Origin of the sequence: Halomonas meridiana (genome assembly GCF_009846525.1) — a bacterium.
In the GTDB taxonomy this organism is placed as follows: Bacteria; Pseudomonadota; Gammaproteobacteria; order Pseudomonadales; family Halomonadaceae; genus Vreelandella.
The window spans coordinates 2,346,484-2,367,039 of record NZ_CP024621.1 but is presented as its reverse complement, the minus strand read 5'-3'; the positions used below and the strand labels follow the sequence as shown (position 1 = coordinate 2,367,039).

Below are 20,556 nucleotides of genomic sequence, written 5' to 3'. Positions count from 1 at the left end.
GCACTCAGGCTCAAGTGTTGCGGGAGCACCATCTTCATGCCATCAGTGTCTGAGCGTCAGGCGTCCGATTCCACTCGTCGCCCCACGCCGCTTGAGCGCTATCAAGCCGATATCAAGCGCAGCGATTTTCAGTATGACCCGGCCCAAGAGCAGGCGGTCAAGCATCTCCAGCGGCTCTATGATGAGCTGTTGGCGACGCCAACGACGGTGCCCAAGGCCGTGGTGGCCAGCAAAGGAATCAAAGCCAAAATGGCAGGTTTGCTGGGTAAGAAGCATGCGCCTGCCAAACCGCCGTTGCCCCAAGTAAAAGGGCTCTACTTCTGGGGAGGCGTGGGGCGTGGTAAGACCTACTTGGTCGATACCTTTTATGAGGCGCTGCCGTTTCCCGAAAAAATGCGCACCCATTTTCACCGGTTCATGCAGCGGGTTCATAATGAGCTAACTCATTATAAAGGCGAGAAAAACCCGCTCACTCTCATCGCGGGTAAATTTGCCGCCGAGGCACGCGTTATCTGCTTCGATGAGTTTTTCGTCAAAGATATTACCGACGCCATGATTCTCGCTAACTTACTGGAAGCGCTCTTCCAGCGCGGCGTGGTATTGGTGGCGACGTCGAACATCGTCCCGGACGATCTTTACAAGGATGGGCTGCAGCGTGCGCGGTTCGTGCCTGCCATTGAATTGGTAAATCGACATTGCGAGGTGGTCAACGTCGATTCGGGTATCGACTATCGTCTGCGGGCACTGGAGCGTGCTGAAATTTTCCATGCGCCTCTCGACGCTGCGGCCGAGAAAGAGCTAGCGCGCAGCTTCCGAGAAATTGCCGGTCAGCCTGGGGAGGAGGGTGCACCGCTGGAAGTTAATCACCGGGTGCTCAAAACGCGTCGCCTGCATGAAGATGTGGTGTGGTTCGAGTTTGCCGAACTGTGTGACGGCCCGCGCAGCCAAAACGACTACATCGAGCTGGCCCGCGAATTTCATACCGTTCTGGTGGCCAATGTGCCGCGGATGGATGGCAAGATGGACGATCAAGCGCGGCGTTTCATCAACATGGTGGATGAATTCTATGATCGCGGCGTAAAGCTGCTGATGTCGGCGGAAGTGCCGGTGGAGTCGCTTTACAGCGACGGTAAGCTGACGTTCGAGTTTCAGCGGACCTTGTCGCGATTGCAAGAGATGCAGTCTCGCGAGTATCTGGCGCTGGCGCACAAGCCTTAGGGTGGTGGCACGCAAAAAAAGTCATAGAGCCCTTAACTTGAGCGGATGCTTACTGTAGAATGCCGCCTCGCTACACGTTGCTGGCATTTGCCCGCAACCAAAAAAAATAGGGATGGTGCTTCACCGCCTAGCGGTGTGAGACACCCAACACACTTAATCTGGTGATTTCATCCATGAAGACGTTCAGTGCTAAGCCGCAGTCCGTCCAGCGCGACTGGTACATTGTCGACGCTACGGACAAAACGCTCGGTCGTCTGGCAACCGAGATTGCTCGCCGCCTGCGTGGCAAGCATAAGCCCGAATTTACCCCTCACGTTGATACCGGTGACTACATCGTCGTCATCAACGCCGAGAAAGTCCAAGTAACCGGTAACAAGGCGAAGGCAAAGACCTATTATCGCCACACAGGTTACCCGGGCGGTCTGCGCTCCATGACATTCGACAAAATGATCGATCACGCTCCTGAGCGTATCATCGAGTCTGCCGTCAAAGGCATGCTGCCGAAAGGTCCGTTGGGTCGCGCCATGTATACCAAGTTGAAAGTGTACGCCGGTGCCGAGCATCCGCATGCTGCCCAGCAGCCGCTTGAACTGAACATCTGAGGAAATCTTCGCCATGACACAGCAGTATTACGGTACCGGGCGCCGCAAGACTTCCACCGCTCGTGTGTTCCTGAAGCCGGGTTCCGGCAAAATTACCGTCAACAACCGTGAACTTGACCAGTACTTCGGTCGTGTTACCGGTCGCATGGTTGTTCGTCAGCCACTAGAGCTGACCGAGACACTGAACCAGTTCGACGTGTACGTGACCGTTGAAGGCGGCGGCGGCTCTTCACAGGCTGGTGCCATTCGTCACGGCATTACGCGTGCCCTGATGAACTACAACGAAGATCTGCGTCCTACGCTGCGCGCTGCGGGTTACGTTACCCGTGATGCTCGTCAAGTTGAGCGTAAGAAAGTCGGTCTGCGTAAAGCACGTCGTCGTCCGCAGTTCTCCAAGCGTTAATTCTACGCTATGCGGCAAAAACGCCCAGGTCAAAGACCTGGGCGTTTTTTATTGGAATATCAAAAAATTATAACGCTCGTACCACCATCGTCCGGGGCGGTTGTTCTTGTGCAGAGCGCTTTGTTTTTTTAACATAGACTGTATTTGATATTCGTCGTCGCAAGACGCCTTTGCGACGGAACGGGTAAGCTGATGGGAGAAACCAGAAATGGCAGATAACGGCGTAAACAAAGGCCGGCGCCGTTTCCTCGTAGGCGCCACCTCCGTTGTGGGGGCGGTGGGCGCTGTCGGGGTTGCGGTCCCCTTTGTGGCATCTTGGCAGCCTAGTGCCAAGGCAAGGGCGGCAGGCGCCCCGGTACAAGCGGATATTTCCAAGCTTGAGCCGGGTCAGCGCATGACCGTCGAATGGCGTGGTCGCCCGATTTGGATCATTAACCGTACGCCCGAGATGATCGAGCGTACGGAAGCGCTTGGCGCGGATAGCCTGGCGGATCCGGATTCCGAAGTGCCACAGCAGCCTGCCTACATCCAGGGTGAACTGCGCTCGATCAGGCCTGAAATCGGTGTGCTGATCGGTATCTGTACTCACCTGGGCTGTTCTCCTCTGTTTCGGCCTGAGCCGGATGCGGAAGGGGTGGGCGTCGATAACTGGCCGGGTGGTTTCTTCTGCCCATGCCACGGCTCTCGCTTTGACTTAGCCGGTCGCGTTTTTAGCAACGTTCCTGCGCCGACTAACCTTGAAGTGCCGCCCTACCGCTTTGAAAACGATGACATCATCGTGGTCGGCGAAGATGAGGAGAGTGCCTAATGGCTAATCCAAATAAGGCAAAGGCCGAAAGCGGCATCATGCGTTGGGTGGACGACCGTTTCCCCGCCACGCAAATGATGCAAGACCACCTGACCAAGTACTACGCGCCGAAGAACTTCAACTTCTTCTATATTTTTGGTGTATTGGCACTGCTAGTGCTAGTCAACCAAATCTTGACCGGCGTATGGTTGACCATGAGCTTCAACCCGTCAGCTGAAGGTGCGTTTGCCTCAGTTGAATACATCATGCGTGATGTGGAGTGGGGTTGGCTGATCCGTTACATGCATACCACGGGGGCGTCAGCCTTCTTCGTGGTGATCTACATGCACATGTTCCGCGGCTTGATGTACGGCTCTTACAAAGCGCCCCGTGAGCTGGTGTGGATCTTTGGTATGACGATCTACCTCGCGCTGATGGCGGAGGCCTTCATGGGCTATCTGCTGCCATGGGGGCAGATGTCTTACTGGGGTGCTCAGGTCATCATCTCGCTCTTCTCTGCCATTCCGGGCATCGGCCCTGACCTGGCTCAGTGGGTGCGTGGTGACTTCCTGATCTCGGGTATTACGTTGAACCGCTTCTTCGCGCTCCACGTCGTCGCACTGCCGATCGTGATTTTGGCGCTGGTCGTGCTGCACATCATCGCGCTGCACGAAGTAGGGTCTAACAACCCTGACGGTATCGACATCAAGCAGAAGAAAGATGAGACCGGTAAGCCCCTCGATGGCATTGCGTTCCATCCGTACTACACCGTGAAGGATCTGGTGGGTATCGCGGTCTTCCTGTTCGTGTTCTGCGTGGTGGTGTTCTACTTCCCGGAAGGGGGTGGGTACTTCATCGAGAAGCCGAACTTTGAGCCGGCCAACCCGCTGAAAACGCCTGACCATATCGCACCTGTTTGGTACTTCACGCCGTTCTACGCCATCCTGCGCGCGATTACTTTCTCGCTGTTCGGGCTGGATGCGAAGTTCCTCGGCGTGGTGTGTATGGGAGCCGCCATCGCTGTGCTGTTCGTGCTGCCGTGGCTTGACCGCAGCCCCGTGCGCTCCATGCGCTACAAAGGCTGGATGTCGAAGGTCATGCTGCTGCTGTTCTCGATTAGCTTCATCATTCTGGGCGTATTGGGCGTGCTGCCGTCTACGGAAGGTCGCACCATCCTTGCGCAGGTGTGTACAGCCATTTACTTCGCCTTCTTCCTGCTGATGCCGATTTACACCAAGCTGGAGAAGACTAAACCCGTTCCGGAAAGGGTGACTGGCTAATGAAAAAGCAACTATTAGCACTGCTCTTCGCAATCGTGCCGGTCACCGCGATGGCCGCTGGTGGCGCGAGCGTGCCCCACAGTATGGAGCCTGATCTGCACGACCAAGCGTCGCTGCAAAACGGCATGAAGCTCTACGTCAACTACTGCATGGGCTGTCACTCGCTGGAGCACCAGCGTTTTGCGCGTGCTGCTGACGACCTGGGGATTCCGCAGGACTTGGTGGAAGAGAACCTGATCTTCTCCTCCGACCTGGCGTTCAACGACCAGATGCACATCGCCATGGACAGTGGTGATGCTGAGTCTTGGTTCGGCGCTGCGCCGCCCGATCTGACGCTGGAAGCGCGTCTGCGTGGTACTGACTGGGTTTACTCTTACCTGCTGGGCTTTTACAAAGACCCGAGCCGACCCACCGGTGTGAACAACACGGTTTACGAGCTGGTGGCGATGCCTAACGTGCTGGAGCCTCTCCAGGGCGTTCAGGAAATGGTCTGTGCCGAAACCGATCAGCCGGTGGCAGGTCACGAACCGGATCCTTTATCGGGCAAGTATCAGTCGTGTGACGTGCTGCAAGTCACTCAGCCGGGGGCCATGGAGCCTGCCGAGTTCGAGGAAGCGGTGTACGATTTGACCAACTTCCTGGCCTATGTCGGTGAGCCTTCCAAGCTGCAGGCGCAAGCTCTTGCACCCAAAGTGCTGATCTTCATCTTTATCTTTGGTGTGATTGCCTACCTGCTCAAGCGTGAGTACTGGCGAGACGTCCACTAAGCAGTCAGATTTGATGGGACGTACAGGCGCACGGCGAAAGTCGTGCGCCTTTTGCTTGTCTGCATGTTGCTATGTATCGCTGGCTACCTTCCCATAAGAGGGTGCTGGCATGTTATTATCGAAAATTGTTTTGATGCGAGGATGCTTTCATGGGTGTTGTGGCCAAGCGGTCGTCAATGATCTTTTACTCAGGTAGTGATGATCATTTCAGTCATCGAGTGCGCATTGTTCTGGCTGAAAAAGGAGTGGCGGTCGACATCGTCGATGTCGCCGAGGAGCAGCCGCCTGAAGAGCTAGCAGACCTCAACCCGTACAACAGCGTTCCGACGCTGCTGGATCGTGACTTGGTGCTTTACGAGTCCAAGGTCATGATGGAGTACTTGGACGAGCGTTTTCCTCATCCACCGTTGCTGCCGGTTTATCCTGTAGCGCGTGCGCAAAGCCGTCTCTGGATGCACCGTATCGAGCGCGAATGGTGCCCGATGCTCGAGCAGATTCGTACAGGCGGTAAGAAAGAGGCCGATAAGGCGCGTAAGGAGCTACGCGAAAGCCTGATTGGTATCTCGCCCATCTTCGAAGATATGCCTTATTTCATGAGCGAAGAGTTTACGCTGGTGGACTGCTGTCTCGCCCCCATCCTTTGGCGTTTACCCGAGCTGAACATCGAGTTGCCCGAAAAGCAGGTCAAGCCGCTGCTCGGTTACATGGCGCGGGTATTTGAGCGTGAAGCGTTTAAAGCATCTTTGAACGAGCGTGAAAAAGAGATGCGCGCTTGAATTCATTCGGCCTCTTAGCGCTTGAGCAAGGGGCCATACACGTTAGGAGGAGGGAGCCTTATGAAATCGAGCCGTCCCTATCTCGCCCGAGCCCTTTATGAGTGGCTGTTAGACAACGAGCTGACCCCCTATTTGGTGGTGGATGCGACCCAGCCTGGGGTCGAAGTGCCACGGCAATTCGTGCAGAACGGACAGATCGTGCTCAACGTGGCGCCGACGGCCGTGCGCGACCTGTTTATGGAGAATCAGGCGATCGGCTTTAACGCTCGTTTTGGCGGTCAGCCCATGCAAGTGATGATTCCAACGCCCGCGCTAATTGCCATTTATGCCCGTGAGAATGGGGCGGGTATGGTGTTTGGTCATGAGCCTGAGCTGGATGCGGCAGGCTTCGACGAGCATGATGAGACGTCGGATGACGTGGAAGATGCGGCGTCGGAGGCTTCGAAGCCGGAGTTGACTTTGACGGAGCCAACGTCGGACACGGCGTCCAACGGTTCTTCCGAAGCCGGTGTCAGCGATGACAAGCCCAAGAAGAAGCCTACGTTGCGTGTCGTGAAGTAATTCGCTGAGTGGCTCGCCTGTATACAAAACCTCGCCAGATATCTGGCGAGGTTTTGTCGTTCATGGAGGCTAGTCGAGGTAATCGAACACCTTCACGATTCGCTGAACGCCTCCTACCGATGAAGCGGCGTTGACGATGCGGTCAGCCTCTTCACGCGTCACCATGCCCATCAGGTAGACGCTGGCATTTTCCGTGGTGACCTTCAGCTTGGAGGAGTCGATGCGGTCATTGGTGGCCAAGTGGCTGATCACATTGGTAGTGAGCCACGTATCCGTCAGTCGCTGAGTCGCGGGTAGATTGGCCGCCACGGTCAGTTCGTTATGGACTTTTTCCACGCCACGCAGGTTGGAAGCCACGCTACCAGCCATGTTCTTTAGCTCTTCGCTAGGCACTTGTCCGACGAGTAGCAGGGCACCATTGTAGCTGTGGGCGCGGATGCGGGCATCGCCAAGGCGGGCGTCTGCGCGGGCCAGGGCGCGCTCTACTTCGCGCTCGATGGTGGCATCGACCGCTTCTACGTCGTTGCTGCGCTGGCCGTAGTTGGACGGATTCGAGGCGCTATTGTTGGCGCAGCCGCTGAGGGCGATCGCGCCACAAAGCGTTGCAACCAGTAGAGTTTTGGAGGAGAAACGCAGGGCCATGGGGATGACTCCTTGATCAGTAGGGATTCACAAAACGCGCGTTATTAGTCAGCGCCGCCAAACAGTTGTTCGTCAATTAAATCACAAAGACAGTGAATGACGAGCAAATGCACCTCTTGGATGCGCGCTGTGGAAGTGGCAGGTACGCGAATTTCGCAGTCATCTTGGCCCAGCAGCGAGGCCATATTGCCACCGTCACGTCCGGTGAGGGCTACCACGGTCATGTCACGGTCGTGGGCAGCCTGGATGGCTTGAACGACGTTGGCCGAGTTGCCGCTGGTGGAGATTGCCAGCAAGACATCGCCAGGCTGGCCCAGTGCGCGGATCTGCTTGGAAAAGACTTCGTTGTAGCTGTAATCGTTCGCAATAGAGGTGAGTGTCGATGTATCGGTCGTCAGAGCCAAGGCAGGGAGACTGGGGCGCTCGCGCTCGAAACGATTCAGTAACTCAGACGAAAAGTGCTGGCTGTCACCGGCACTACCACCGTTGCCACACGCGAGAATTTTTCCTTCGTTGACTAAGCACTGCACCATCATTTGACTGGCGACCTCGATGAACGGAGGTAGCACTTCGCTGGCGTAGGTTTTGGTATCGATGCTGGCATTAAAATGGCTGAGTATACGAGATTGAAAGTCCATCAGGGCTTCCTAGTTAAGAGTATTAATACGCGTCGAAAGCCGCTTGCTCCCAATGGAACTCGAGAGCGGGCGGTCTGCCTGTAATGGCTAGGATATCAAAGCGACAGGGGCATGAGAGGTCATGTCGCGCAAGATAGAGCGACGCTGCGCGAATCAAGCGGCGACGCTTTTGTGCGTTGACCATTTCGAGTGGGTGCCCGTGGCGCGTCGTGGCGCGGTGTTTGACCTCGACGAAGACCAGCGTATCCCGGTCGTACATGATGAGATCCAGTTCGCCGCCTTTGACATGGTGGTTGCTGGCCACCCACCGAAGACCACGCTGCTGCAGCCATTGAGCGGCTAATTGCTCAATGGCTGCGCCTCGTGAGCGAGCTGTTTGTGGTCTACTGCTCGTCATCCAGTAAGCCAGGAATCAAGATGGGCGACGGCGTGCCGTTCTGGAATTTGGCCCAAGGCAGTTCGCGATGAATGCGCCCGTCGTTGGAGAGCGATAGGGTGCCGGTACTGCCGCTCAGGCCATTCAGTCCAGAAAGGTCCGACATGCGTTTAGCGAGTTCGTAGGCGTCCACGCCCATGGCCATTAGACGGAACATGGAGGCATCCGCTTCATCGCGCAGCGCTTGATACGTGGGGTAGAAGGGCAGCACTTCTTCGCCGCCTACTGCGGCGTCCGGGATTTGCCAGGGGATGTCCATGAACATCACGTCATTGAGATCCTGATCCAAGCGCGTTTGTAGGCGCCCTTCGTGCAGGTGAGACGTGGCGTAAATGGGCAGATCCGGCGCGTAGTAGTAATCCAGCGTAGGCGGCACTTGGCGTGCGTAATCCGGGAGTGCCAGCAGGAAGAGGGCATCGATGTTGCCAAGACGCGCCCGTTCGCCGCTGACGTTGAGCGCCGTTTGCACCGCATTCGATACCGGGCTGCTCGGGTTGTAGCGCACGGCATTCGTCACCTCGCCACCCAGGCGCTGAAACTCGTTCCAGAAGGCTTCACCAACTCGGCGGCCCCAATCGTTATCGGGCACCATCAACGACATTTGGCGCTGACCGTCTTGATAAGCACGTCGCGCGGCTTGGCGGGCTTCGTCTTCCGCAGACAGGCCATACTGCAGCAGGCGCTGTGCTTGATTGTTGGCGCTGCTGCCGTAGTTGAGGGCTAGCGTAGGCAGCGGAACGCTATCGCGCTGTTCGAGCTGGGTCACTTGATCTTTGTCCAGCGGCCCAATCATGAGCTGCGCGTTCATCTGCTGCGCGCGGCTATAGAGTTCGTCTAGCGAGTACTGTGCGGCGTCGATGAAGCTTAACTGAACGCCGTCATCGCTGATGTCGTTATGACGGCGCATGGCGCTGGCAATGGTGTTGGCCACGCTGCTCAGCGGGCCAGACTCCGGCAGTGCAACGACGATGCGGCGCACGTCGGTGCCATCCAGCTCGGGAAGCGTGACCTGCACCTGATCCGGCTGCTGATTCATGGCCTGCTGAGCCCACTGACGCCGTTCGGCTAAGGTCTGCTGCTGATTGGCTTGCATGGGCAGTTCGTCGTCCAAGACCTGGGTGGCGCGGAGTACCGCGCGTGGGTCGTTCAAGCCACGGGCAAGTTCGGAAAACAGCATGGCCCAGCGAACGCGGTCGGTGTCGTTGAGCTGCGCCTCGTCGATGCTGTTGGCGGCATCGAAGGCGTTTTCACGCTGACCTTGGCGGGCCAAAATGTTGGCCGCTTCCAAGCGCGTGCGCGCCGCTTGCTCCGGGGCTTGCTGTTCGGCTTGATCGAGCAAGCGCCCTGCGTCCTGGTCAGGCACGCGATCAACCACGCTGGGAGGCTGCATGGCGCACCCGGTGATGAGCAGTGCCATGAAGGCAGTGGCCAACAGGCCACGAAGTGACTGTTTCATGTATCCTTCCTTAGTTTCCATTTGCGCTGTCGCGGTCTATCAGCTGGTAAGCGTGGCTTTCCACAAGCATAGCGCACCGTCAGGGCAAGCCATTAACAAATCGGGAGTCACGATGACACACCAACATCCGGGCACATTGTACGTGGTTGCTACGCCAATTGGGAATTTGGACGACTTAACGCCGCGTGCCGCTCGGGTTTTAGCCGATGTGTCGCGCATTGCGGCGGAAGATACCCGTCACAGCGCGCGCCTACTCGCTCATTTAGGCGTCAACACGCCCATGATGTCGCTACATGAACACAACGAAGCCCAGCGGGTCGATACGCTGGATCGCTACTTGCTGGCGGGCGAGAGCATCGCGCTGATCAGCGATGCGGGTACGCCGCTGATATGCGATCCGGGGTTTGTCTTGGTGCGGGAGTTGCGCGCCAGAGGGCGGCATATCGTGCCGCTACCCGGCCCCTGTGCGCTAGTCACCGCGTTGTCCGGCGCGGGCCTGCCCACTGACCGCTTTACGTTCGGCGGCTTCTTGCCTTCCAAGCCTAGTGCCCGCCGACAAGCGCTGGAGAAGTGGCAGAGTCGTGAAGAAACGCTGGTGTTTTACGAATCGCCCCATCGTATTGTCCATACGCTGGAAGCGCTTTGCGAACAGATGCCCGAGCGAACGGTGGTGCTGGCACGGGAGCTGACCAAAACCTTCGAAACGTTTTTGCAGGGCGCTCCGGCCGCGCTGCGGGATCAGCTCGCGGAGGACCCCAACCAGAGTCGCGGGGAGTTCGTTGTCATGATTTCTGGGGCGCCCCCGGCGGTACGAGAGGACGAGCAGTCCATCGCCGCTGAGGAGTTGCTGGCTGCTTTGCTGGCCGAGGGTGTTGGCGTCAAGCAGGGGGCCTCGGTTGCGGCGCGAATGTTGGGCGGGCGCAAGCAGGAGTGGTACGCCCGGTTGCAGGCAATGAAAGGTCAGCATTGAGGCGAACGCAGGGCGCTGGTATGCTTGCCGCCGGAGTTGGCCAGACAGTCGCCGCTGGCGCGTTCGCAAGAGCCGCCAGGGGAGGAAAGTCCGGGCTCCATAGGGCAGAGTGCCAGGTAACGCCTGGGCGGCGTAAGCCGACGGAAAGTGCAGCAGAGAGTAGACCGCCTAAGCCTTTCGGGGCCGGTAAGGGTGAAAGGGTGCGGTAAGAGCGCACCGCGCGCCTGGCAACAGTGCGTGGCATGGTAAACCCCACTCGGAGCAAGACCAAATAGGGACCCAACGGCGTGGCCCGCGCTGGGTCCGGGTAGGTTGCTTGAGCGCTGTGGTGACGCAGCGCCTAGAGGAATGACTGTCCACGACAGAACCCGGCTTATCGGCCGACTCCCCATTTCCATGAAAGGCGCGCCCAGCGCGCCTTCCCAAATTTTGTGTGAGAGTAACATGCCTTCTGCTGACGCTGATCAGGTCACCCGCTTTCGTCATACCAGCGTTTTATTGGAAGGAGCGGTAGATGCCCTGGTCCATGACCCTGAAGGAGTCTATCTGGACGGTACCTTTGGTCGTGGCGGTCACTCCCGATTGATTCTTTCGCGCTTGAGCGACCAGGGCCGATTGTTGGCCATGGACCGCGACCCGCAGGCCATTGCTGCCGCGGCTGAAATAGATGACGCCCGTTTCCACATTACTCAGCGTGAGTTCGCCCATTTGGCGGAATTTGCCAAGGAGCAAGGGCTCTACGGCAAACTCTCTGGCGTGCTGCTAGACGTCGGCGTCTCTTCCCCACAGCTCGACGACCCGGAGCGCGGTTTCAGCTTCATGCGTAACGGCCCGCTGGACATGCGCATGGACCCTACCCAGGGGGAGAGCGCCGCCGAGTTTTTAGCCCGCGCCAGCGAAGCCGATATCGCCAACGTCTTCAAAACCTATGGTGAAGAGCGCTACGCCAAGCGATTGGCGAATGCCGTCGTGAAGCGTCGTGTGGAGCAGCCTTTCACCCATACGGTGGATCTGGCCGAGGTGCTGAAGGCTGCCCATCCGGCGTGGGAAAAGGGGCGCCATCCGGCGACCAAAGCGTTCCAGGGGCTACGAATTTACCTCAACGGGGAACTCGAGCAATTAGACGCCGCCTTAGAGGCAGCGTTAGAGGCGCTGGCACCGGGTGGGCACCTCGTGGTGATCAGCTTCCACTCTTTGGAAGACCGTCGCGTGAAGCGGTTCATTCGTCATCACGTGCGGGGAGATACTCACTTACCCCGCGGGGTACCCATTCGGGACGATCAGTTGAATCGCCGTCTGGAGGCGTTGGGCAAGGGGAGTCGTCCGAGCGACGAGGAAGTCGATGCTAACCCCCGCGCGCGTAGTGCCGTCATGCGGGCGGCTCGTAAGCGAGGCTAATCATGAACATGGAGCGGTTAGGGCACTGGGCGTCCACATTGAGGGCAGAGTGGCCGTTTAAACTGCGCCTACGTTGGTGGCCCATCACGATGATCGTGCTTTTCATGGCTTGTTTGCTGACCGGTTTGGCCGTAGTGACGACAACGCACATGACGCGGATGCAGTATGCCGAGCTGCAGCGGTTGGAGCAGGAGAAAAACCAGCTGCAGACCGAGTGGGGCCAGCTGTTGTTGGAGGAGGGGGCGTGGTCTACACCCGCCCGCATTGAGCAAATTGCCACGGAACGGCTAGAAATGCGTATTCCTGACGTAAATGATGTCGAGGTGATTCGGCCATGAGGCGTGACGGTCGGGGAGGGAAGTCCCGCCAATACCCCATTGCGCCGCCGCTTGCCGGTGGGCGTTTTTTCTTTATCTTATTGGCCGTTGGCTTGGCATCGGCGATTTTGATTGGGCGAATTACGCTGCTCCAGGTCATCGATCGCCCCTTCTTGCAGAGCCAGGGCGATGCCCGCACGCTGCGCCATGAAACCATTCCCGCCCACCGTGGCATGATCACCGACCGAAACGGTGAGCCGTTAGCCATTTCTACCCCGGTCGTGACGCTGTGGGCGAATCCGCAAGAGTTGCCGACGGACGCCATCCAGCGCGTCATGCTTGCCCAGGCGTTAGGCATGACGCTGGAGGATTTCGAATCTCGCGTGGCTCGCTACAGCAGCCGTGAGTTCATGTACCTGCGGCGGCAGATGACGCCCGAGTCGGCACAACGCATCCTCGATTTGCGCACGCCAGGTGTCTACCCCCAGCGTGAGTACAAACGCTACTACCCTGCTGGTGAAGTCGCGGCTCAAATACTCGGGGTCACCAATGTGGACGACGTTGGCCAGGAAGGCTTGGAGTTGGCGTATCAGCCTTATCTAGCAGGCCACCCCGGTCAGCGGCGCGTCATCAAGGACCGACGCGGCCGGCTGGTACGAGAGCTGGGAGTCATTCGCGAGGCGCAGCCCGGCGGAGAGCTAACATTGGCGATCGACCAGCGTATTCAGTACATGGCCTATCGTGAGCTCCGCGCCGCCGTGGCCGAGCATCAAGCCGATGGGGGCGTGCTCGTGATGATGGATGCACGCACCGGTGAAGTGCTGGCAATGGCCAATTTTCCCTCCTACAACCCCAATAATCGGGCCGGGTTGGATCCTCGCGGGTTGCGTAACCAGGCGCTGGTCGATGTATTCGAGCCGGGGTCGGTGATGAAACCGCTCGCGATGGCGGCCGTTCTTGAAAGTGGCATCGTTGGTCGTGATGCGGTCGTCGACACCTCGCCGGGGTGGATGCGTCTGGATGAGTTCACGATCCGCGATTTTCGTAATTATGGTGAGTTGGACCTCGCGGGGATTCTCGAAAAGTCGTCCAACATCGGTATGTCCCGTTTGGCATTGCAGTTGAGCGATACGGCGATTTGGGAAAAGTACAACCAACTGGGCCTTGGGCAGAGTCCAGGCACAGGATTTCCGGGCGAATCGACGGGTAATTTACCCGCCCGTGTGCAATGGTCCCGAAGTGAACGCGCGGCACTTTCCTATGGCTATGGCCTATCCGTCACCGCTGTCCAATTGGCCAGCGCGTACACAGCGTTAGCCAATGACGGTGAGCGCCTCCCTCCTTCGCTGCTAAGGTTGTCAGAACCCCCGCAGGGCATTCCCGCCATTGAGCCTAGCGTTGCGAACGACTTGCTCGACATCTTGGAGACATCGGTAGGGGCTTACACCGGGGGGCGACGGGCACGGGTAGAAGGGTATCGCGTAGGCGGTAAAACCGGCACGGTGCGCAAAACCGGCCAGCAGGGATACGCCACCGATGCTTACCGCAGCGTGTTTGCCGGTATCGCCCCGATTTCGGACCCGCGTATCGTGACGGTAGTAATGATCGATCACCCCAAAGCAGGTGAGTTTTATGGGGGAGCCGTGGCAGCTCCGGTGTTTTCGAGCGTCACCGGTAACGCTCTGCGCTTGCTGGATGTGCCGCCAGACTACGAGGTCGAATAGTGTTTAAGGAGATGGCATGACCATATGCCCAGATCAGTTACGGAAAGCGTTGCACCACGTATGGCCGAGCGCCGAACTGCCGGCCCTGCCTGACCTACCTCGGCAGCTTCATCTGATCACCGATTCTCGCAAGCTCCAGGCAGGCGATGTGTTCGTTGCCGTGCCCGGCAGTCAGAGTGATGGCCGAGCGTATATCGAGCAGGCGTTGGCCAGTGGGGCTACCCTGGTGCTGGCGCATACCAAAGAGAGCGACGTGAGCCTGGACGGGCGCGTGCTGTTTTTGCCGCATTTGTCGCTACGCCTGGGGGAGCTGGGGCGTACGTTATTTGACGTGCCGAGCGGACTTGAGATCATTGCGGTCACGGGAACCAACGGTAAGAGCTCGGTGACCCACTACGTTGCTGAGCTCAGCGAACGCTTGGGAACGCCCGCCGGTGTGATCGGCACCTTAGGCGTGGGACGTCCAGGGAAGCTGTCGGAGAGCGGGTTGACGACACCAGGACCGCTGGCGCTGCAATCGACGCTAGGTGAACTGGCACGCCAGGGCGTCAAACGGGTCGCGCTGGAGGCCTCTTCCCACGCGTTGGATCAGCAGCGCTTGGATGCGGTGGACGTGAACGTTGGCGTGTTTACCAACCTGACTCGGGATCACTTGGATTACCACGGCAGCATGGCCGCTTATGCGGCGGCGAAGGCCAAGCTCTTTCGTCGGACAGAGTTGACCCTGGCCGTTGTGAACGGTGACGACCCCCTGGCCCGCTTGATGCTGGCCGGGTGCGATCAGCGCGTGCGTGTGTTGGCGACCGGCAGTGATGAAGCCGTGACGCTACGGGTGTTGGATTGGCAGCCGCATGCTCTCGGGCAGCAGGCGTTGATTGCGACTCCAGACGGTGAGAAAGCGCTGCAGCTAGGACTCATGGGCCGCTTCAATCTGGACAATGTGCTGCTGGCCATCGCCGTGCTGTACGGGTTGGGGGAGTCGTTGGACGCTCTGTTCGAGGCTGCGACAACGCTTTCGCCGGTGCCGGGGCGTATGGCGTGCTTCGGTGGTGAACACGCGCCCAGTGTGGTGGTGGATTATGCCCATACCCCAGATGCACTACAAAGTGCATTGGGTGCGTTGCGTGCCCATTTGGGCAGTCAGGGTAAGCTATGGTGCTTGTTTGGCTGTGGAGGCGAGCGCGATACCGGCAAGCGCGCCGAAATGGCCAGCGTGGCAGAGCAGCTGGCAGACCGGATCGTGGTGACCGATGACAATCCGCGCGGTGAGTCGGCGGCGCACATTCGCCAACAGATTCTCACCGGCTTTACCGGGCGTGCCACGGTCGATGAAGTCGGTGACCGCCGCCAAGCCATCCGCCACGCGGTACATCAGGCCGCGCCAGAGGATGTCATTCTCGTGGCCGGCAAAGGGCACGAAGCATATCAAGAGATCGATGGCGTACGTCATGCCTTCCAAGACGACGAGCAGGTGCGCGACGCGCTTGCTACGCGAGGAGCCGCGTGATGTGGACGTTGGCAGAAATGGCTACCGCGCTGGGGAGCCCTGTGCCGCCAGAACTTGCAGAGCAGCGGGTGTCAGCCATCGTGACCGATACGCGCAACATCGTTCCGGGCTGCTTGTTCATCGCCTTGAAGGGGCCGCGCTTCGATGGTCATGCGTTCGTGGAACAGGCAAGAGCGCAAGGAGCCGCCGCCGCGCTCGTAGAGAGGCGTGTGGATAGCGCCATGCCGCAACTGTTGTGCTCGGATACCCGCTTGGGGCTAGGGCTATTGGCCAAAGCATGGCGCAGACGGTTTAGCCTGCCGCTCGTGGCGGTCACCGGTAACAGCGGCAAGACCACGGTGAAAGAGATGACCGCTGCCCTGCTGGCACCGTTAGGGAAGGTGCTGGCGACAACGGGTAATCTCAACAACGATATCGGTGCTCCGCTAACGCTGCTGCGTCTCTCCGAAGAGCATCAGGCGGGCGTGATCGAGCTGGGAGCGAATCATCTTGGCGAAATTGCTTGGACGAGCCAGCTCACCGCCCCGCAAGTGACCATCCTGACGAATGTGACCGGTGCACACGTAGGGGAATTTGGTGGCATGGGGCAGATTGCACAGGCCAAAAGCGAGATCTTATCGGGCCTCGACGCCCATGGCACGGCCATCATCAACCGAGACGATCATTACTACGCTTTTTGGTCGGCCTGCGCCGCTCCGCGGCGTTGTGTAAGTTATGGCTTACACGAGGATGCGGACGTTCACGCTCGGGCACTTTCCTGCGACTCTCAGGGGCGGTATGCTTTCACGCTTATTGCCCATGGTCAGCCTCTCGGCGACGTTCAACTGCCGCTCATTGGCAGGCATAACGTCAGCAATGCCCTGGCTGCCTCGGCAGCGGCACTGGCGCTGGGCGTGCCACCGCAGGACGTGGTGACCGGGTTGAGCGGTTTGACCTCGCTGTCCGGGCGTCTGAGCGTGGTTGCCGGGTTACGCCACACTACGCTGTTGGATGACACGTACAATGCCAATCCTGGCGCGGTGAAAGCTGCACTGGATGCCCTGGCCAGCTTTCCAGCGCCGCGCTGGTGCGCGTTAGGAGCGATGGGGGAGTTGGGGGACGAATCGCAAGCCCTCCATGCCGAGATTGGCCGCTACGCGGCGTCGCTGGGCATCGATGCGCTATTGACGTACGGCGAGGCAGCCCGGGCCGCCTCGGATGCCTTTGGTCGCGGGCAGCATTTTGACGATCACGAGACGCTGGTGCGTCATGTTATTAATACTCTTCCACCCCACACCACACTGCTGGTGAAAGGGTCGCGTAGTGCTGGCATGGAAACGGTCATCGCTGCACTGCGCGCGGATGACACAAGGTAAACGCCGTTCATGTTACTTCATTTGGCGAATTTCTTAGCCCAATACCAGTCAACGTTTCAAGTTTTTAACTATTTGACACTGCGCGTTATTTTGGCCGCGCTCACCGCACTCATGCTCTGCCTCTGGTTGGGCCCGTGGGTAATTCGCCGGTTGGTGGAAGGCCAAATTGGGCAAGCAGTGCGGGATGACGGCCCCCAGTCGCATCTCTCCAAAGCGGGTACCCCGACGATGGGCGGGGCCATGATTCTGTTGGCAATTGCTATTAGTACACTGGTCTGGGGCGACTTGACCAACCACTACGTGTGGGTCGTGCTGCTGGTGACGCTCGGATTTGGTGCGATTGGCTGGGTCGATGATTACCGTAAAGTGGTCGAGAAGAATCCCCGTGGCCTGCCGGCACGTTGGAAATACTTCTGGCAGTCGGTCGTGGGGATTGGAGCGGCCGTGGTGCTCTACGTAACGGCCGCCACGCCTGCAGAAACCAGCCTGCTCATTCCCATGTTCAAGGACGTCGCGCTTCCGCTGGGCGTGTTTTATATCGTGCTGAGCTACTTCGTGATCGTAGGCAGCTCGAATGCCGTCAATCTCACCGATGGCTTGGATGGCTTGGCGATCATGCCGACCGTGCTCGTGGCCATGGGGCTGTCGGTCTTTGCCTACGCTAGCGGCAACGCGGTGTTTGCGAACTATCTGCATATTCCTTTCATTCACGGCACCGGTGAGCTGGCGGTCTTTTGCGCCACCATTGCTGGCGCCGGTCTTGGCTTTCTGTGGTTCAACACCTATCCCGCCCAAGTGTTCATGGGGGATGTCGGTGCCCTGGCGCTGGGCGCGGCGCTTGGCGTGGTGGCAGTCATCGTTCGTCAAGAGATCGTACTGTTCATCATGGGCGGTATTTTCGTGCTGGAAACTGTCTCCGTGATCCTGCAGGTGGGCTCCTATAAGCTCACCGGACGCCGTATCTTCCGTATGGCCCCACTGCACCACCACTACGAGCTAAAGGGGTGGCCAGAGCCTCGGGTCATCGTACGCTTCTGGATCATCACGGTGGTGCTAGTCCTACTTGGCCTCGCCACTTTGAAATTGCGATAAGTCGAGACCCGATAGGCGGTAAGCCCGCCTTTAGCACAAGGCAGAAGGAGCCACATGGTGCAGGTACCCAACGGATTTACGGTGGTCGTCGGACTAGGAGTTTCTGGTCAGGCCATTTGCCGTCATCTTACCCAGTTGGGTAGGCCGTTCATGGTGGCGGATACCCGCGAGACCCCGCCGGGACTCGAAGCCTTTCAGCAAGCGCACCCTGGTGTCCACGTACATTGTGGTGCCTTGACGCTGCTGGATATGCGCGAGGCTTACGAGGTCGTCATCAGTCCGGGGGTCGACCCTCGGACGGCAGGTTTGGACGGGTTGCTGGATCGTCACAATCCGGCCACCGGTGACCCGATGCTCGTGGGTGAAATTGCCCTGTTCAAGCGTGCCGTCAAGGCACCCATTGCCGCGATTACCGGGTCGAATGCCAAATCCACCGTCACCACGCTGCTCGGCGAGATGGCCGCTGCATCGGGAATCGAGGCCGCGGTGGGGGGCAATTTAGGGACACCTGCGCTCGATCTGTTGGCGCAGCAGCCTGACGCTGACCTCTACATTCTGGAGCTATCCAGTTTTCAGCTAGAAACGACCCCGTGGCTAGGCGCTGCATCGGTGGCGTTTTTGAATCTTTGCGACGACCATCTGGATCGGCACGGCGACTTGGCGGGTTACCGTCAGGCCAAACAGCGCATCTTCCTGGGCGCCGCGCACGCCGTGGTGAACGCAGACGATGCCCAGACGTGGCCAGAGCCGATGCTCGACCGCGTCGACTACTTCCGCAGTGAACCACCCACCGGCCAGTCCTGGGGGCTCGACGAGCGCCAGGGACGCTGGTGGTTGATGCAGGGGCAGACGCCTTGGTTGGCGGCTGACGAGCTTCAGATGGCGGGTCGGCATAATTATGCCAATGCGTTGGCTGCACTGGCGATGGGAAACGCGTTAGGCTTCGGTCGCGAGGAGATGTGTCGTGCCCTGCGAGCATTCGCGGGTTTGCCCCATCGAAGCGAATGGATCGCCGATATTAACGGGGTCCGTTGGGTCAATGATTCCAAAGGAACCAACGTTGGGGCCACGTTGGCGGCCATCAACGGTATTGGTCCCACTCTCGATGGAAAGCTTATCCTGCTGGCGGGGGGCGTGGGTAAGGGCGCTGACTTTACGCCCCTAACGGCTCCACTTGCTGAGTGTGCCCGTGCGGCGATCGTGTTTGGCACCGATGCGCCTCGTTTGATGGAAACGCTGGCAGGGGCACTGCCCGTGGAGCGGGTCGAGCACTTGACGCAGGCCATGGAAGTCGCCTTTGCCATGGCCGAGCCCGGTGATTGTGTGCTGCTGTCTCCCGCCTGTGCCAGCCTGGATCAATTCGCGAATTACCAAGCCCGTGGCGATGTCTTTCGTCAGTGGGTGGCGCGCAAACGTAATGAGTTGACGATATGAGCGATGCGTCCGTTAGCCGTATTCAGCGCTTGCGCGCTGCCTTGACGACTCAGCATCTGCCCTGTGATATCTGGCTGGTCTTGGCCGTCGTGGCGCTGGCGGGATTGGGCTGGGTCATGGTCAGCTCTGCCTCGATAGGACTTCTGGAGAATAGCTACCACTACTCCCGGCAGCACGGCATTTTTTTGGTGTTGGCGATGGCGGCTTGCCTGTTCATGCTGTGCGTGCCCCTGGAGCTTTGGCGCCAGAATGCGGCGCTCATTCTGCTCGTCAGTATTTTCATGCTGGTAGTGGTGCTGATCATCGGTCAGGAAGTGAACGGCAGTAAGCGCTGGATTTCACTGCCAGGACCGCTACCGAGTTTGCAGGTCTCGGAGTTGGCGAAAATCGGTTTGATCTTCTACATGGCGGCATTTATGTCGCGTTTTACCTACGAGTTGCGTCAGCGGGCGTTTACCATGTGGCGGCCCTTGGCCGTTCTGGCGGTGCCTGCGAGTCTGCTATTTCTTGCTCCAGACTTCGGCGGCATGGTGGTCTACACCGTTTGTGTCATTGGCATGCTGATGATGAGCGGTGCGTCGCTGACGCTGCTGGTTGGTAGCGGTGGCGTGTTAGGGTTTGGCGCGGTCATGATGGTCGTGATGGAGCCTTACCGCTTGGCGCGCTGGACCAGCTTCCTCGACCCTTGGGCGGATCAGTTTGCCACTGGCTATCAGTTGACCCAGGCGCTGATTGCGTTTGGCCGTGGCCACGTCACCGGCACGGGGTTGGGCAACAGTGTCCAAAAGCTTCACTATTTGCCGGAAGCGCATACGGATTTCATTTTTGCCGTGGTGGCCGAAGAGCTGGGCATGATTGGCGCCATTGCCATGGTGCTGCTGTTTACCCTGTTCATCGTACGCGCGATGTGGGTAGGCCGTCGGGCAGAGCTGGCAGGTCATCTGTTCGGTGCCTACGTCAGCTATGGGATTGGTTTTATCGTCGCTGCTCAAGCGTTCATTAATATGGCGGTGAGCTCTGGTCTGTTGCCGACCAAAGGCCTCACATTGCCACTCATCAGTTACGGCGGTTCTAGCCTCTTGGTGACCGGTATGATGATCGGGCTGCTGCTACGGGTCGATGCGGAAACTCGCCACCGCCCGCGACGTACGCCGACCCCTTATCGTGCGCGTCGAGAACCACGTTTATCGTAA

At 58.7% G+C, this 20,556-nt stretch carries 21 protein-coding genes and 1 other RNA gene; 18 read left to right on the top strand and 4 right to left on the bottom strand.

Annotated features, from left to right (window positions below):
* Positions 1-36 precede the first annotated feature (36 nt).
* From zapE to CTT34_RS11450, 8 genes are all read left to right on the top strand, one after another.
* Positions 37-1,218: a cell division protein ZapE gene (gene zapE, locus CTT34_RS11485; RefSeq protein ID WP_159342558.1), complete on the top strand. Its 1,182-nt coding sequence runs from the start codon at positions 37-39 to the stop codon at positions 1,216-1,218.
* 173 nt (positions 1,219-1,391) lie between these two features.
* Positions 1,392-1,820: a 50S ribosomal protein L13 gene (gene rplM / locus CTT34_RS11480; protein ID WP_159342557.1), complete on the top strand. Its 429-nt coding sequence runs from the start codon at positions 1,392-1,394 to the stop codon at positions 1,818-1,820.
* Positions 1,821-1,833: 13 nt separating this feature from the next.
* A complete protein-coding gene (gene rpsI / locus CTT34_RS11475; RefSeq protein WP_044629966.1) occupies positions 1,834-2,223 on the top strand; it encodes a 30S ribosomal protein S9 in 390 nt (129 codons plus the stop codon).
* 208 nt (positions 2,224-2,431) lie between these two features.
* Entirely contained in the window at positions 2,432-3,031 is a 600-nt protein-coding gene (gene petA, locus CTT34_RS11470; RefSeq protein ID WP_159342556.1) for a ubiquinol-cytochrome c reductase iron-sulfur subunit, read from the top strand.
* Positions 3,031-4,290 (top strand): cytochrome b, encoded by a 1,260-nt coding sequence (locus tag CTT34_RS11465; protein WP_159342555.1) that lies wholly within the window; start codon positions 3,031-3,033, stop codon positions 4,288-4,290. Before petA ends, CTT34_RS11465 begins: the two co-directional genes overlap by 1 nt.
* Positions 4,290-5,057, top strand: coding sequence for a cytochrome c1 (locus tag CTT34_RS11460; protein WP_159342554.1), 768 nt, complete (start codon positions 4,290-4,292; stop codon positions 5,055-5,057). The genes CTT34_RS11465 and CTT34_RS11460 overlap by 1 nt, the downstream gene beginning before the upstream one ends.
* Positions 5,058-5,206: 149 nt before the next feature.
* Positions 5,207-5,833: a stringent starvation protein SspA gene (gene sspA, locus CTT34_RS11455; RefSeq protein ID WP_159342553.1), complete on the top strand. Its 627-nt coding sequence runs from the start codon at positions 5,207-5,209 to the stop codon at positions 5,831-5,833.
* Positions 5,834-5,893: 60 nt separating this feature from the next.
* A complete protein-coding gene (locus tag CTT34_RS11450) occupies positions 5,894-6,394 on the top strand; it encodes a ClpXP protease specificity-enhancing factor (RefSeq protein WP_159342552.1) in 501 nt (166 codons plus the stop codon).
* 69 nt (positions 6,395-6,463) lie between these two features.
* Here the strand turns inward: CTT34_RS11450 and CTT34_RS11445 are convergent, their stop codons facing one another.
* From CTT34_RS11445 to CTT34_RS11430, 4 genes are read right to left on the bottom strand one after another with little or no spacing between them, the layout of a single operon-like run.
* Positions 6,464-7,036, bottom strand: coding sequence for a BON domain-containing protein (locus CTT34_RS11445; protein WP_159342551.1), 573 nt, complete (start codon positions 7,034-7,036; stop codon positions 6,464-6,466).
* Positions 7,037-7,080: 44 nt separating this feature from the next.
* Complete coding sequence (locus CTT34_RS11440) at positions 7,081-7,674, bottom strand: phosphoheptose isomerase (RefSeq protein ID WP_139527185.1); 594 nt, start codon at positions 7,672-7,674, stop codon at positions 7,081-7,083.
* A 22-nt stretch (positions 7,675-7,696) separates the two neighbouring features.
* Entirely contained in the window at positions 7,697-8,071 is a 375-nt protein-coding gene (locus CTT34_RS11435) for a YraN family protein (RefSeq protein WP_159342550.1), read from the bottom strand.
* Positions 8,058-9,566, bottom strand: a complete 1,509-nt coding sequence (locus CTT34_RS11430) for a penicillin-binding protein activator (protein WP_159342549.1) — start codon at positions 9,564-9,566, stop codon at positions 8,058-8,060. The genes CTT34_RS11435 and CTT34_RS11430 overlap by 14 nt, the downstream gene beginning before the upstream one ends.
* Positions 9,567-9,678: 112 nt before the next feature.
* Here CTT34_RS11430 and rsmI point away from each other — a divergent pair, with 112 nt between their 5' ends.
* From rsmI to ftsW, 10 genes are all read left to right on the top strand, one after another.
* Complete coding sequence (gene rsmI / locus CTT34_RS11425) at positions 9,679-10,536, top strand: 16S rRNA (cytidine(1402)-2'-O)-methyltransferase (RefSeq protein ID WP_159342548.1); 858 nt, start codon at positions 9,679-9,681, stop codon at positions 10,534-10,536.
* Between the two features lie 32 nt (positions 10,537-10,568).
* Positions 10,569-10,928, top strand: an RNA gene (rnpB, locus tag CTT34_RS11420) — RNase P RNA component class A.
* Between the two features lie 52 nt (positions 10,929-10,980).
* Complete coding sequence (gene rsmH / locus CTT34_RS11415) at positions 10,981-11,934, top strand: 16S rRNA (cytosine(1402)-N(4))-methyltransferase RsmH (protein ID WP_159342547.1); 954 nt, start codon at positions 10,981-10,983, stop codon at positions 11,932-11,934.
* Between the two features lie 2 nt (positions 11,935-11,936).
* Positions 11,937-12,272, top strand: a complete 336-nt coding sequence (ftsL, locus tag CTT34_RS11410) for a cell division protein FtsL (RefSeq protein ID WP_159342546.1) — start codon at positions 11,937-11,939, stop codon at positions 12,270-12,272.
* Positions 12,269-13,975: a peptidoglycan D,D-transpeptidase FtsI family protein gene (locus tag CTT34_RS11405; RefSeq protein ID WP_159342545.1), complete on the top strand. Its 1,707-nt coding sequence runs from the start codon at positions 12,269-12,271 to the stop codon at positions 13,973-13,975. The genes ftsL and CTT34_RS11405 overlap by 4 nt, the downstream gene beginning before the upstream one ends.
* A gap of 16 nt (positions 13,976-13,991) precedes the next feature.
* A complete protein-coding gene (locus CTT34_RS11400; RefSeq protein ID WP_159342544.1) occupies positions 13,992-15,482 on the top strand; it encodes a UDP-N-acetylmuramoyl-L-alanyl-D-glutamate--2,6-diaminopimelate ligase in 1,491 nt (496 codons plus the stop codon).
* Complete coding sequence (locus CTT34_RS11395) at positions 15,479-16,837, top strand: UDP-N-acetylmuramoyl-tripeptide--D-alanyl-D-alanine ligase (RefSeq protein ID WP_159342543.1); 1,359 nt, start codon at positions 15,479-15,481, stop codon at positions 16,835-16,837. Before CTT34_RS11400 ends, CTT34_RS11395 begins: the two co-directional genes overlap by 4 nt.
* 9 nt (positions 16,838-16,846) lie before the next feature.
* Entirely contained in the window at positions 16,847-17,929 is a 1,083-nt protein-coding gene (gene mraY, locus CTT34_RS11390; protein ID WP_159342542.1) for a phospho-N-acetylmuramoyl-pentapeptide-transferase, read from the top strand.
* Between the two features lie 54 nt (positions 17,930-17,983).
* Positions 17,984-19,363: a UDP-N-acetylmuramoyl-L-alanine--D-glutamate ligase gene (gene murD / locus CTT34_RS11385; protein ID WP_159342541.1), complete on the top strand. Its 1,380-nt coding sequence runs from the start codon at positions 17,984-17,986 to the stop codon at positions 19,361-19,363.
* On the top strand, positions 19,360-20,556 hold the full coding sequence (ftsW, locus tag CTT34_RS11380; protein ID WP_159342540.1) for a putative lipid II flippase FtsW: 1,197 nt from the start codon (positions 19,360-19,362) through the stop codon (positions 20,554-20,556). Before murD ends, ftsW begins: the two co-directional genes overlap by 4 nt.